The organism is Jiella sp. M17.18 (genome assembly GCF_041027365.1).
GTDB lineage: Bacteria > Pseudomonadota > Alphaproteobacteria > Rhizobiales > Rhizobiaceae > VKMB-3413.
In genome coordinates this window covers 20,331-33,686 of the sequence record NZ_JBFTEH010000013.1, presented here as the reverse complement: position 1 = coordinate 33,686, position 13,356 = coordinate 20,331, and the positions used below count along the sequence as shown (strand labels likewise).

Here is a 13,356-nt window from a genome sequence, read left to right as displayed (position 1 = left end):
CCCGCTCGCAGGCGCCTCAGTCCCCGGCCGCTTCTCCCGCGACGAAGGCGAAGCTCTCCCTTGCTCCGCCGGCGGGGTCCGGCCAGCTGTCCAGTTCGTTGCAGATCCAGCCCTCGTAGCCGATCTCCTTCAGGGTCCGGATCACCGCGGCGTTGTCGCAGTCGCCCTGCCCCACCGGCACAAAGGCGAAAGGGTCGCGCCGCAGCCCCTTCAGGTGCACGTAGGAAATGCGCTCGGCGTGTTCGCGCACCAGTTCCGCCGCGTTTCCGCCGGCGGCCGCCAGATGCGCGGTGTCGGGGCAGAAGCCGATCTCGGTCTTGGCGAAGATCCGGCGTACTTCCTCGGGATTTTCGACGATCGTCGACAGATGCGGGTGATAATGCGCCGCCAGCCCGCGCTCGGATGCGATCGCGTCGACGCGGTCGAGGGCGCGCGCCAGCGCGTCATAGTCGGCATCGCGCGTCCCGCCGAGGCGCCGCGCGCCGCCGCCGACGACGAGATGCTCGGCCTCGAGCGCCTGTGCCGCGTCCGCCGCCTGTTCGACACGCGCGAGTTCTTCCTCGAGAATGTCCGGGAAGATGAAGTTGCCGCCGGAGTAGACAGCGACGAGCGCAAGCTTGGTCTCGCCGAGCAGCCTACGCATGGCCGCATAGCCGTCGTCGTGCCCGTCGAGGACGTTCCCGTCGAAGAACTCGATGCCTTCGTAGCCGGCCGCAGCGATGTCGCGTGCCGCCTGCCTCATGTCGCCGAAGGTACGATAGGTCAGGCGACCGATCGAGGTAACGCCCACAGGGTCGCCGCCGAGCGGTCCCCAGCAATTGGCATGGTAAGCCATCCTCCACTTCGCCATGGCTCTCCTCCCGTCTGTCCTATCGCCGCGCCAGTGCGACCGCGCCGATGATGATGGCGCCCTTGATGATCTCCTGGATCGAGGTCGAGAAGCCCATCACCAGCAGGCCGAAGCCAACGATTCCGATGAAGATCGCCCCGACGACGGACCCGACGATGCTGCCGCGGCCGCCGAACAGGCTGGTGCCGCCGATGATCACCGCGGCGATGACGTCGAGCTCGAGTCCGGACCCGAGGCTGGGATTGCCCGCGGTGCTGCGGGCCGCGAGCATCAGGCCGGACAGCGAGGCCGTGAAGCCCGACACGGTGAAGGCGAGTAGCTTGATGCGGTCGGTGCGGACGCCCGAGAAGCGGGCTGCCGTGACGTTGCCGCCGGTCGCGAAGACCCGCTTGCCGAGCGGCGTCAGGTGCAGAACGTAGAAGCCGACGATGGCGATGGCGATCGTCCACACGATCGGCACCGGCACGCCCGCCACCGATCCGTCCCACAGGGAGCCGGTGAAGTGGTCAGACACGATCGGCACCGAGCGTGTTCCGGTGATCGTCAGCGCGACGCCCGACAGGATCGACAGCATGCCGAGCGTGACGAGAAAGGAGGGAATGCGCAGCCACGTCACCAGAAGGCCGGAGAACGCCCCGACCGCGGCCCCGAAGAGCAGCGTCAGCAGGATCGCGGAAATCCAGCCGTAATCGGCCTGCAGCAGGAGCGCGCCGATCATGCCGGAGAGGCTGGCCATCGATCCGACCGAGAGGTCGATCTCCGCGGTGATGATGACGAAGGTCATGCCGACCGCCATGATCGAGACAATCGCGGTGATCCTGAGGATCGCCTCGGCCGTGCCGAGCGTGGCGAAGCTCGGCGCTGTGAATACGAAGTAGAGCGTGACCAGGCCGAAGATGAGGTAGGTGATGTGGTCCCGCAGGAACCCCGTCACGGCCAGATGTCTCGGCTGCAGGCCGGACCTCGATGCGTCGCTCATTGTGCTGTCCGTCGTTCGATGGTCTCGATGTTGCCGCCGAGAAGCAGCGCCTGGAGCTGGGCCGGATCGACCCCGTCCGGCGCGGTTCCGACGATGCGCCCCCGCTCGAGGAGAAGGATGCGGTCGCAGAGCGAGACCAGTTCATCGAGTTCCGAGTTGATCAGGAGAATGCTCAGGCCGTCTTCGCGGACAGCCTTGCGCAGCGCCGCGCCCATGTCCGCCTTGGCGCGGATGTCGACGCCTGCGGTCGGCTCGTCGAGGATCAGGAGGCGCGGCCGGCTGGCCAGCCATTTCGCGACCACGACCTTCTGCTGATTGCCGCCACTGAGCTGGGCTGCCGGCTGCGACGGCCCGCGCGCGACCAGCGCGAGACCTTCGGTGCCGCGCGTGAAGAGCTCGCGCACGCGGCTGTGCCAGACCATCCCAAGCGGACCGCCCGTCGAGGCGTGGCGCAGATTGGGCAGGGCGACGTTGGCCTCCAGCGCATGATCGATCACCAGGCCTTCGAGCCGCCGGTCCTCCGGCACGAAGCCGAGACCCTTGCCGAGGACGGCGTGGGGCCGTCCAGGGCGGATGCGCGTGCCGCCGAGCTCGATCGTGCCGTGAACGTCCGGGACGAGACCGGCGATCGCCTTGCAGAGGGTCGAGCGGCCGGAACCCACCAGACCGGCGATCCCAACGATCTCCCCCTGCATGACGGAAAGGTCGATGTCCTTCAGCGTCCGGGCCGTCGTGACGTTCTGGAGGCGCAGGACCGGGGGTTGCGCCGAATCGATCGCGCGTTTCTGCCCCAGCGGCTGATCGGCCTCCGGAAGCGCGCGCGACGTGCTGCTGAGTTGCGCGGAAATGTCGTCGATCCGGGCGTCGGCGATCGGGATCGGCGCGCCGCTGAGGCCGTCGCGCAGGATGGTGATGCGGTCGGCGATCCGCATGATCTCGCCCATGCGGTGGCTGATGTAGACGATGCCGTTGCCGCGCCGGGTGAGATCCTCGATCAGCTCGAAGAGCTTTTCTTCCTCGCGCGCAGTCAGCGCCGAGGTCGGCTCGTCCATGATCAGGACGCGGGCGCCGAACGAGGCGGCGCGCACGATTTCGACCACCTGCCGCTGGGCGAAGGGCAGGCTCTCCACGCGGGCATCCACCGGAATGGTGAAACCGTACTCCGCCAGAAGGTCGCGGGCCTTCGCCCGCACGGCACGGCGGTCGATCCGGAAGCCGGCGCGCAGTGGCTCGCGGCCGAAGAAGATGTTCTCGGCGACCGTCAGGTTCGGCAGCAGGCTGAGCTCCTGGAAGATCATCGCGACGCCGCGGCTGAGGGAGCCGCGGACGCCGGCGGGCGCGACCTCTTCCCCGTCGACCCGGATCTGCCCGGAATCGGCGCGGTGCACGCCCATCAGGATCTTCATCAGCGTCGACTTGCCGGCGCCGTTGCCGCCGAGGAGCGCGTGCACCTCGCCCGGGCGTACGTCGAAGCCGACTCCGCGCAGGACCTCGTTCTCGCCGAAGCGTTTGCCGATGTTGCACATCTCGACCAGTGGCGGCGCATTTGCAGCGACGACCGGCCGTTCAGAAACGGGAGTTGCCATGTTCATCGACCTGGACGCGACGGCGGAGATCCCCCGCCGCCGCGCGACCTCTTAGTAGCATTCGCCGTTGCAGAGCTTGACCACCGATTTCGGAGGCGGCTCCTTGGTGACGATCTTGAGGGCGCTGAGGAGGTCGAGTTTCTGAACGCGAAGGGTCGGGACCTCGATGTAGGGGGGCACTTTCTTGCCGAGCAGACCGAGAGCGGCGGCCTTCGCCTCGGCAACGCCCTGATCGTAGGGGCGCTGCGCACCGACGGCGTAGAAGTCGCCGCGAGCAACGTTCAGCGCGCTGTCCTGCGCGAGGTCGTTGGTCGTCACGACGATCTTTCGGCCGAGCGTCTTGGCCGCCGCAACCACCTGCTGGGCAGGCGTATCCCAGGCGACGAAGATGCCCTTGAGGTTCGGGTGGGCGGTGAGCATGGCGGTCGCGACACTGTAGGCCTTTTCCGGCGCAGTGAAGGTGCCGACGTCCACCAGCTTGATGTCCGGATGCTCCTTGAAAGCCTTCTCGGCGCCGACCTTCCGCGCTGCGACGGAGTAATAGTAGTCGTAGACCAGCGTGATGATGCCGACCTCGCCCTTGCCGCCGATCGCCTTCACCAGTTCCTGAGCGGCGTAGTAGGCGTTCTTCTCATTGTCCGACGCGACGACGGTGAGGTAATCCTTGCCGGGCGCGAGACCCTTCGGCACGTTGTCCATGAACACCAGCTTGATGCCGGCATCCGCCGCCTTCTTGTAGGCGGCCGCTTCGCTCTGCGGGTCGATCGGGATCGAGAAAATCACGTCCGGCTTGCGGGCGATCATCTGCTCCAGATCGCTGATCTGCGTGCCCGGCTCGAACTTCGCGTCAGTTACGCCGACGACCTTGATGCCGTACTTCTCCAGCGTCGTCTTGATGCCCGCGACCTGCAGTGTCGGCCAGCCGGCGTCCATGGTGTGCATGACGATGCCGGCCGTGAAGTTCTTCGACTTCAAGGTGGCGATTTCCTGGTCGGTGAGCTTCAGTACGTCCGGTGAGGACGCTGGCGCACCGTCTGGATAGCCCGGCACGACCTGACCGGTCGGCGAGATCGGCAGCGGCTCCAGAAGCTTGGCGGCTTCCGGCGGGATGGTCTTGGAATCCTGGGCCAGGGCCGGGGCTGCGAGCATGGCCGTCAGAGCCGTCGCAAGTCCGAGCGAATGCAGCATTTTCATCGTTGGTCTCCTCCCATAGCGATGATGATGAAGCGGTACGGCTAGCCGCCGTAGGGCATCAGGGCGCTTGTCGGCGCACCGGAATAGTTCACGTAGACGGTCTTCTTGCGCAGATACGTCTCCAGACCGTGGCTGCCGTCGTCTCCCCCCAAGCCACTGTCGTGGTAGCCGACGTGGAAGCCCTGCAGGCTCTCCGGGCCGACCCGATTGACGTAGATCTCGCCGAAGGCCACCTCGTTGACCGTCCGCATGATCTTGGCGATATCGTTGGTGAACAGGTAGGCGGACAGCCCATAGCGGCCGTCATTGGCGTGGCTCACCGCCTCGTCGAAGCTGTCGAACGGCATGATCGGGACCACCGGGCCGAAGACCTCGCTCTTCAGGATCCCCATGCCCGGCCGCACGCCGGTGATGACCGTCGGACTGTAGTAGAAGCCGCCGGGATGCGGCGGGTTCTCCGGCCGGCCGCCCCCGATGACGATCTCGGCGCCCTCCCCCACGGCTTCGGCGACGCGTGCCTCGACCTTCTCAAGTTCGGCCCGGCTGATCTTCGGCCCAAGGTCGGTGCTGTCCTCCATCGGATCGCCGATCCGCAGCGCCTTGCTGGCTGCGACGAACTTCTCGACGAATTCGTCGTAGACCGAGCGCTCGACATAGGTCCGCTCGTTGCAGATGCAGACCTGCCCGCAATTCATGTAGCGAGAGGTGACGGCCGAGCGCACCGCCATGTCGACATCGCTGTCGGCCATAACGATGAAGGGTGCCTTGCCGCCGAGTTCCAGTGAGACCGGCGTCAGGTTCTTCGCGGCATTGCCCATGATCCGCTTGCCGGTCGGCACGCTGCCGGTCATGGTGATGAGGTCGAGGTCGGCGCTGTTGCACAAGGCCTCGCCGACTACGGCGCCGGTGCCGGTCAGGATGTTGACGACGCCCGCGGGAAGGCCCGCCGCCTGGAAGATCCGCGCCATGGCGAGCGCCGATAGCGGCGTGTCTTCGTGGCTCTTCAGGACGATCGTATCCCCCGCGATGAGGGCCGGCGCGACCTTCCGCGCGACGAGCGCAAAGGGATAATTCCACGGGATGATCGCGCCGACGACGCCGATCGGCACACGCTGGATCCAGATCTGCTCGCCGGCATGATCGGAAGGCAGGATTTCGCCCTGGATCCGCCGGGCATACTCTGCGAAGAAATCGAAGAAGCCGGCCGCGCCGTCCACCTCGCCGCGCGCCTCGTTGATCGGCTTGCCCTGCTCGCGCACGATCAGGCGGGCATAGGCCTCAGCCTCCGAGCGGATGGCGGCGGCGATCCTGCGCATGTAGCCGGCGCGTTCGAGCGGGGCGAGCGCCCCCCAGGCCGGCTGTGCCCGGCGCGCCGCAGCGATCGCCTCGGCGGTCATCGCGGCATCGGCGAGCGCCACCTCGGCGAAGGCTTCGCCCGTCGCAGGATTAATGACCGGCCGGGTCTCCCCGGCGTCACGGAACCGGCCGTCGATAAGCATTTCGCGCGACGGAATCGTGTCGTTCATCATCGTCCTCCCCAATTCTTCAGTCTTCCGCCGTGCTTCAGACTGCTGCCGCGGCGCCGTGTCGCGAACCCGCCAGCGCCACGGCGTAGTCGATGGCCTCGACGAGGCTGTCGGCGTTGGCAATGCCGGTGCCCGCGATGTCGAAGGCCGTTCCGTGGTCGACGGAGGTGCGGATGATCGGCAGGCCGAGCGTCACGTTGACGCCGTTCAGCGCCTCCCAGGCGCCGGTCTCCGGATTCGTGTGGAAGCCGAGCAGCTTGACCGGGATGTGCCCCTGGTCGTGGTACATCGCGACGACGGCATCGTAGCGCCCGCCGCGAAGCTTCACGAACACCGTGTCGCCCGGCAACGGCCCAGAAACGTCCTCGCCCTGGTCGCGGTAGCGCGCCACGATGGGGGTCGTCACATCGATGTCCTGGCGGCCGAAGATGCCGCCCTCCCCGGCATGCGGATTGAGCGCCGCGACGCCGACGCGCGGCTTCTCGATCCCGAGTCGGCGAAGCGCGTCCAGCGTCAGGCCGATGGTGTGGGACAGCCGCTCGGGCGTCAGCAGCTTCGGCACGTCGGCCAGCGCGACGTGGGTGGTCAGATGCGTCACCCGGAAGCCGCCATGCGCGAGCATCATGACCGAGCCCTTCACGCCGGTCAGATGCGCCAGCATGTCGGTGTGGCCGGCGTAGGCGTAGCCGGCAAGGTTCAGCGCTTCCTTGTTCAGCGGCGCTGTGACGATCCCGTCGATTTTGCCCGCGAGCGCGAGTTCCACGGCCTTCTCGATCGCGAGATAGGCATGCCGGCCCGCCGCCGCGCTCACGACGCCGATCTGAGGGACTTCGCCGCCCGGCTCGATCGGAATGACGGCAGCGCCGGAGACGGCGTCAAGGTCGTCCGCACGCGGAAGGCGCGGCTCGCCGAGGGTGTCCGCCGCGATGTCCAGCGCCTCCGCGCAGCCGATGGCCAGAAGTCGCAGCGAGCCGTCGTCCAGGCGATCGCGGCAACGCGCGACAGCCTTGATGACGATCTCCGGACCGATGCCGGCGGGATCGCCGACTGTGATGGCGAAAGCGGCCACGTCGCCTCCTCGACTCTGCGCGACCGCGGTCGCGGTCTCATGACGTGACACGACACTCGCAGAAACTTTCAGAAGCTGTCAATACGCATCAAACGAATTCAAACCTCGTCAATCACCAACTGAACGAGGAGATCGACCGCCCCAAAGCCCCCGGACTTGGAGATGACCGGCAGCCCGTCCCAGACTCCGCCCAGGAAGCGGCTTGCCGGTACACCGGCGGCAACCTGGCCTTCGACCAGGAGCCCTTTCGCGCCGAGAGCCTGCGTCAGCACATCGAGGGTCTCGCCGCCGGTGACGAACAGACTGCCCGGGCGCGGCAGTTCGTGGACGGCGCGGCCGATCCAGAGGGCGATTGCCGCCGCGATCGCCTCCGCCTCAAGCCCGGCGGGCAGGCGCGGCGTAATCAGCTGGCTTCGCCCGTCGGCAAGCGCCATCGCCACATCTGCAAAGGTCGCCGCATCGGTCGCGACCGGCCGGTGGATGCCCGCGGCGCGCGACGAAACCCGTGCCACCTGGCGCAGGGTCTGCGGGTGTGCCGTTCCCGCGATCAGCAGCATCGGCGGTGTGAAATCGGCTATGCGGGGCGGCTGTGATATGCCGAGCGCGCGGGCCAGCGCCGCCGCGAGCCCCGAAGATCCGCAGAGGATGGCACCGGGACGCGCCAGTGCAGCCGCAGCGATCCGGTCGAGATCGGCGTCGATTTCGGCATCCCACAGGCTGATGCCTTCGGGAACTGCCGCGCAAGCCGACGAACATAATTCAACCGTCTCGCCCAGCGCTGCCAGTTGTCGGCTGATGTCGGCTGGTTCTAACGCCCAAGCCATGGCGGCGCTATCACGGGAGTAGAGGCGCCCGGATCGCATGATCCGCTGCTGGACCGGAAGTGCCGGCGCAACGACGATCGGTCGGTCTGGCGCCGCCCGGCGGACGGCGGCAATCTCGTGTGCCGCATAGCCGCGCAGCCGGCTGTCCAGCTTGTGGAACGGATGACCGACTGAGAGCAGCCACGGCAGGCTCTGCACGAAGACTTTTGCAGCGGCCTCGGCGGCCAGATCCCGTGCGCCGCTGGAACAGCCGAACACCCCGTCGACCGGGCTGGACCGTGTCACCAGCAAAGCCTTGTGGCCGCCGGAAAAGCAGACCGCCGTGTCGAGCGCGCCGGACAGGTCGTCCGCAAGGATCCGCAGATCGTCCACGCGCGGCGCTATTCGGACGGCGCGAGGGTCAGCTTGACGCCCATCGCCTCGTATTCCCGTCGTGTCGCGTCTGGCAGCCGGTCGTCGGTGACGATCTCGTCTACAGCGCCGACGGCGCAGATTTCGCAGAAGCTCTGGCCCCCGAACTTGCTGGAGTCGGCCAGAACGATGACCTTGTGGGCCGCAGCGATCATGCGCTTCTTCATCGCGGCGACCTCCAGCGAGGTCTCCGTAAAGGTGTCGCCGGAGATCGCATGGACGCCGATGAAAGCGATGTCGACGTGGATGCCGTGGAGAAATTCCTGCCCGGGGGAACCGACCAGCGTCGTCGATCCGGGACGGATGGCGCCGCCGGCCACGATCGTGTGGATGGCCGGAGCATTCGACAGAAGCAGGGCACAGGCGATGTCGTTGGTGACGGCTGTCAGCGGGATGTCGAGACCGCTGATCACCCGCGCCGTCTCGCGCACCGTGGAGCTCGCATCGAACAGGACGCTCTGCCCCGGCGACAGCCGCCGGGCCGCGATAGTGGCTATAGCGGCCTTCTGCCCCCGCGCGGTCTCCGCGGCAATCGACGCCTCCGGTTCGAAGCGCGTCGTCGGCACGCTCGGAATGACGGCACCGCCATGCGTCCGCTCGATATAGCCGCGCTCGGTCAGGTAATCGAGGTCGCGCCGCACGGTGGACGACGACGCGCCGAGCACAGCCGCCAGATCCTGAATCGAGGCGGCGCTGGCGATGCGCAGGCGCTCGAGGATCAGGGCCCGCCGCTGTGCCGGCAGAATCTCGACCCGCGAATTGCTGGACCGGTCGCTCATCCGACCATCGCAAGGTTGTTGATCATGGTTCCATGCATGGCACAGTCTTACATCCTTTGCCAAGATTTGCAGCTTTCTGACGCATACCTGTTGCTGCGGGGGAAAGCCGAAGGGACAAGCGGCGGCGCGCAAGGCGTTTGGTCAAATGGCTGTCGGCTGGCAACATGGCGGATTGCCGACTAATGGAGTTGTCCGGAATCCCATGACGGCGGCCATCGACCGAGCACGATCGATGGATCAACGCAGCGATCGGTGTCGAGCCCCTTCTTTGATCCAGGAAAGAATCGAGGCATCGATGACAGGCCACGCCCGTCACCACCTGGGGAAGGACGTCGGCATCCGGCGCGCAGGCTTGGGCTGACACCGGGTTCACGAAAAACTGCAGGCGGTCCAGCCCTGCTGCTTCGGAGCCTGTCGACAGACGGTGTTTCGGCGCGGCGGCATGCCCCCGGTCGATGACTCCCTCCGCTGCGCTTTCAGAGGTTTGTCAGCGTGACCCCACGCCGATCGGCGCCGGGACCCCGTTCCGATTCACAATGGCCTGGGATCACGGGCGGCAATGAAAAACAGCCCGTCCGGTAGCCGCCTCCAGCACGCGTTCCGATGTGCGATCTTCCACCATTTCATCGGACATACCGAAAGTCTTCACGGCATTCCGTTCCAGTCAGCTTGCACTTGTTCCTGGTGGCGGGCTATCAGCCTGTTTCTCTTATAAATGAGGTCCGAGGACCGCGATATGAAGCCGCCGAAAGACTCCGCGGACCGCGTCAACCGGATCTGCTCGGCCATCCGCCGCGCCATCATCGAGCGGGCGCTCTCCCCCGGCGACAAGCTGCCGGAAGACACGCTGGGCGAGCGCTTCGGCGTCAGCCGCACGATCGCCCGGCAGGCACTCGGCCAGCTTGCCTCGGAAGGACTCGTCGACCTCCGGCGCAACCGCATCGCGATCGTGGCAACCCCCACCTTCGAGGAGGCGCGCGACGTCTTCGACATCCGGGTGGAACTGGAACGGCTGGTCGTCAGGCATCTGGCGGGACGGCTGACAAAGGATCAGATCGCCGCCCTGCGCGCCCATGTCGACGAGCAGGAAAAGGCCTCGGCCGGGCCGGAGGCGACCTCGATCCGGCTCGCCACCGATTTCCATGTGGTCCTCGCCGAGATGACCGGCAAGCCGATCCTGATCCGCTACGTCAGTGAGGTCGCCTATCGCAGCGGACTCTCGCTGTCGGCCTATGGCAGGCCGCATTCGCCGGAATGTGCGGTCAGCGAGCATCGTCAGCTGCTGAAGGCGCTGGAGCGGGGGGATGCCGAGGCGTCTATCAAGCTGATGTCCTCGCATCTGGCCTCCGTCGCCGAACGCGCCTCGCTCGCGAACGGCGATTCGAAAAGCCGCGATCTGCTCGCGATCCTCGCGCCCTACGTCGAGGAATAGCGACGGGCCCGGAGTGTGAAGGCTCACGTCCGGCGGCCCCCTCTTCGCCCGATGCCGCTCGCGGCGTGGCTTTCGCATTCTCCGCTATCAATCAGTACCGCGCGTATGGAGACGCCGGGTGGCCGTGCGCGGTGCACGGCCGGCGAGCGTGCCGGCCGGCGGAGCGGACGCCGCGGCCGCGCGTGGGCGGCGCAAGAACGACAAAATCGTCGATCGGGCTTTCCCTGCCGACCCGGATCGCATACAGTTTCACTATAAAAGTGCATGCACTTTTTATCGGCACTTGCATGCCGACTTCTTGGGCGCCGTCGGGGAGAACGGGGGCGGCCGGCCGGGGCAGTTCGAACGCATCCGCATGACCTATCCGAACCCACACGACAGGAGATCTGGAATGTTTCGATCGACACTCATCGCAGCGGCTGCCGCCCTGTTGCTCGGCGCTGCGCCGACCATGGCGAAGACGTTGACCGCAGGCGCCAATATCGGCAACGTCCCGTGGGAGTTTCAGGATCAGAACGGCGATACGGTCGGCTTCGAGGTCGATCTCCTCAAGGAGGTCGCGAACCGGCTCGGCTACGACAAGGTCGACATCCAGAACATCCCCTTCAACGGGCTGTTTTCGGCCGTCCAGTCCGGCCGCATCGACGTCGCGATCTCGTCCATCACGATCACCGACGAGCGGCTGAAGTCGGTCTCCTTCGCGCAGCCCTACTACGACAGCGACCAGTCGCTTTCGACCAAGACCGATTCCGGCATCAAGAGCACCAAGGACCTGAAGGGCAAGGTCGTCGGCGTCGACACCGGTTCGACGGGCGACATGTATGCCACCCAGCGCAAGGACGAGTGGGGCCTGTCCGACATCCGTCGCTACGAGGGCCTGAACCCGGCCATGCTCGATTTGGCCGCGGGCCGCATCGACGCCTACGTCTCCGACATCCCGGCCGTCGCCTACTATCTCAAGGACAAGCCGCAGATGAAGGTGGTCGAGCGGCTGAAGACCGGCGAGCAGTATTCGATGATGTTTGCGAAGGACAGCCCGCTTGCTTTGAAGGTCAACGACGTCCTGACCACGTTGAAGAAGGAAGGCTTCATCGCCAACCTCCACAAGAAGTGGTTCGGCTCGATGCCGGAAGACACGACCAGCAGCGTCGCGGTCATGGACATGCCGAAGCCGAAGTCCTGACGCCTTGAGACCTTCAGAAGGATCCGCGCGCCCGCGCGGATCCTTCGCCTAACAAGCGAAGCTCCAGCGGACCGCGATGGACATCGTCTCGACCTTCTTCAACATCGACGTCCTGTGGCGCTACTATCCGCTGCTGCTGGAAGGGCTGTGGCGCACCCTCGCGCTCGGCGCCCTGTCGATCGTGCTCGGGCTCTTGGGTGGGCTGCTGCTCGCTCTTGTCCGTCTTTACGGAACGTCGGTGCTGCGCTTCCTGGCGACCGCCTATATCGACGTCTTTCGGGCCATCCCGGTGCTGGTCTGGCTGGTCATCGTCTATTACGCGCTGCCCTTCGTCGGCATCAGCCTGTCCGCCTTTGCATCGGCGACCGCGGCGCTGACGATGATCTCCAGCGCCTATACGGCGGAAATCTACCGGGCCGGCATCGAGGCGATCCCGCGCGGGCAGTTCGAGGCGGCGCAGTCGATCGGGCTCGGGCAATGGTGGCTGATGCGCGACGTCGTGCTCCCGCAGGCGATCCGCATCGTCATCCCGCCGCTCACCAACAACTCGATCAACGTGCTGAAGGATACCGCCCTTGCCTCGGTGGTGGCGCTGCCGGACCTTCTGAAGCAGGCGACACAGGCACAGGCCCTGGCGGCCAATCCGACGCCGCTGATCGGCGCGGCGGTACTCTATCTCGTCATCCTGTTGCCGCTGGTGCGGCTGGTGGCGCTGTTCGAGCGCCGTTACGCACGCCGGAGTGGACGCTGATGACGGCGGAGCGGCCCCTGATCGAAATGCGCGGCGTCGGCAAGCGCTACGGCGAGTTCGAGGCGCTGAGGGGCATCGACCTCACGGTGCAACAGGGCGAGGTGGTCGTCCTGCTCGGGCCGTCCGGCTCCGGCAAGTCGACGCTGATCCGCTGTATCAACCTTCTGGAAGAATACGACTCCGGCGACGTCGTGGTCGACGGGATCCGCGTCGAGAAGGGCAAGCGGCTCCTCAGCGTTCGCCAGGAGGTCGGCATGGTGTTCCAGGCCTTCAACCTCTTTCCCAATCACACCGTCCTCGACAATGTCGCGCTCGGCCCGGTCCGCGTCCGCAAGCTCTCCTGGGAAGAGGGCCGCAGCCGTGCCCGCACGCTGCTGGCCCGGGTGGGCATTGCCGAACAGGCGGACAAGTATCCGATCCAGCTCTCTGGCGGCCAGCAGCAGCGGGTTGGGATCGCCCGGGCGCTGGCGATGGAGCCGCGCATCCTGCTCTTCGATGAGCCGACGTCGGCGCTCGACCCGGAGATGGTCGGCGAGGTCCTCGACGTCATCAAGACGCTCGCCGGCGGGGGCGTCACCATGCTGCTCGTCACCCACGAAATGGGCTTTGCGCGGCAGGTGGCGGATCGCATCGTCTTCATGGAGGCCGGCGTGATCAAGGAGATCGCGACGCCTGACGTCTTCTTCACGAATCCGCAGAACGAGCGCGCCCGCGCCTTCCTCGATGCGGTTCTCAATCACTGACGCGCCGCGCACCGGCTGCAGCGGCCATT

General features: G+C 66.4%; 12 protein-coding genes. 4 read left to right on the top strand and 8 right to left on the bottom strand.

What is annotated here, in order from left to right:
• Positions 1-16: 16 nt before the first annotated feature.
• The 8 genes from AB5S17_RS20115 to AB5S17_RS20080 form a co-directional block, all read right to left on the bottom strand.
• Positions 17-850 carry a sugar phosphate isomerase/epimerase family protein gene (locus AB5S17_RS20115; protein ID WP_369242762.1) on the bottom strand — a complete coding sequence of 278 codons (834 nt, stop codon included), beginning with the start codon at positions 848-850 and terminating at the stop codon, positions 17-19.
• A 19-nt stretch (positions 851-869) separates the two neighbouring features.
• Complete coding sequence (locus tag AB5S17_RS20110; protein ID WP_369242760.1) at positions 870-1,829, bottom strand: ABC transporter permease; 960 nt, start codon at positions 1,827-1,829, stop codon at positions 870-872.
• Positions 1,826-3,415 carry a sugar ABC transporter ATP-binding protein gene (locus AB5S17_RS20105; protein WP_369242758.1) on the bottom strand — a complete coding sequence of 530 codons (1,590 nt, stop codon included), beginning with the start codon at positions 3,413-3,415 and terminating at the stop codon, positions 1,826-1,828. The genes AB5S17_RS20110 and AB5S17_RS20105 overlap by 4 nt, the downstream gene beginning before the upstream one ends.
• Before the next feature lie 51 nt (positions 3,416-3,466).
• Positions 3,467-4,609: a substrate-binding domain-containing protein gene (locus AB5S17_RS20100; protein ID WP_369242756.1), complete on the bottom strand. Its 1,143-nt coding sequence runs from the start codon at positions 4,607-4,609 to the stop codon at positions 3,467-3,469.
• A gap of 41 nt (positions 4,610-4,650) precedes the next feature.
• On the bottom strand, positions 4,651-6,135 hold the full coding sequence (gene aldA, locus AB5S17_RS20095) for an aldehyde dehydrogenase (RefSeq protein WP_369242754.1): 1,485 nt from the start codon (positions 6,133-6,135) through the stop codon (positions 4,651-4,653).
• 37 nt (positions 6,136-6,172) lie between these two features.
• Positions 6,173-7,204, bottom strand: coding sequence for a 4-hydroxythreonine-4-phosphate dehydrogenase PdxA (pdxA, locus tag AB5S17_RS20090; RefSeq protein WP_369242752.1), 1,032 nt, complete (start codon positions 7,202-7,204; stop codon positions 6,173-6,175).
• Between the two features lie 98 nt (positions 7,205-7,302).
• Positions 7,303-8,400 (bottom strand): four-carbon acid sugar kinase family protein, encoded by a 1,098-nt coding sequence (locus AB5S17_RS20085; RefSeq protein ID WP_369242750.1) that lies wholly within the window; start codon positions 8,398-8,400, stop codon positions 7,303-7,305.
• A gap of 8 nt (positions 8,401-8,408) precedes the next feature.
• Complete coding sequence (locus AB5S17_RS20080; protein WP_369242748.1) at positions 8,409-9,350, bottom strand: DeoR/GlpR family DNA-binding transcription regulator; 942 nt, start codon at positions 9,348-9,350, stop codon at positions 8,409-8,411.
• Positions 9,351-9,954: 604 nt separating this feature from the next.
• Here AB5S17_RS20080 and AB5S17_RS20075 point away from each other — a divergent pair.
• The 4 genes from AB5S17_RS20075 to AB5S17_RS20060 all read left to right on the top strand — a co-directional run bounded on the left by AB5S17_RS20075 (position 9,955) and on the right by AB5S17_RS20060 (position 13,327).
• Positions 9,955-10,650 carry a GntR family transcriptional regulator gene (locus AB5S17_RS20075; RefSeq protein WP_369242746.1) on the top strand — a complete coding sequence of 232 codons (696 nt, stop codon included), beginning with the start codon at positions 9,955-9,957 and terminating at the stop codon, positions 10,648-10,650.
• 391 nt (positions 10,651-11,041) lie between these two features.
• Positions 11,042-11,833, top strand: coding sequence for a transporter substrate-binding domain-containing protein (locus AB5S17_RS20070; RefSeq protein ID WP_369242744.1), 792 nt, complete (start codon positions 11,042-11,044; stop codon positions 11,831-11,833).
• Positions 11,834-11,909: 76 nt separating this feature from the next.
• Positions 11,910-12,584, top strand: a complete 675-nt coding sequence (locus AB5S17_RS20065; RefSeq protein ID WP_369242742.1) for an amino acid ABC transporter permease — start codon at positions 11,910-11,912, stop codon at positions 12,582-12,584.
• The gene (locus AB5S17_RS20060) at positions 12,584-13,327 is read left to right on the top strand and encodes an amino acid ABC transporter ATP-binding protein (protein WP_369242740.1); all 744 of its coding nucleotides are present in this window, start codon (positions 12,584-12,586) and stop codon (positions 13,325-13,327) included. The genes AB5S17_RS20065 and AB5S17_RS20060 overlap by 1 nt, the downstream gene beginning before the upstream one ends.
• Positions 13,328-13,356: the final 29 nt, after the last annotated feature.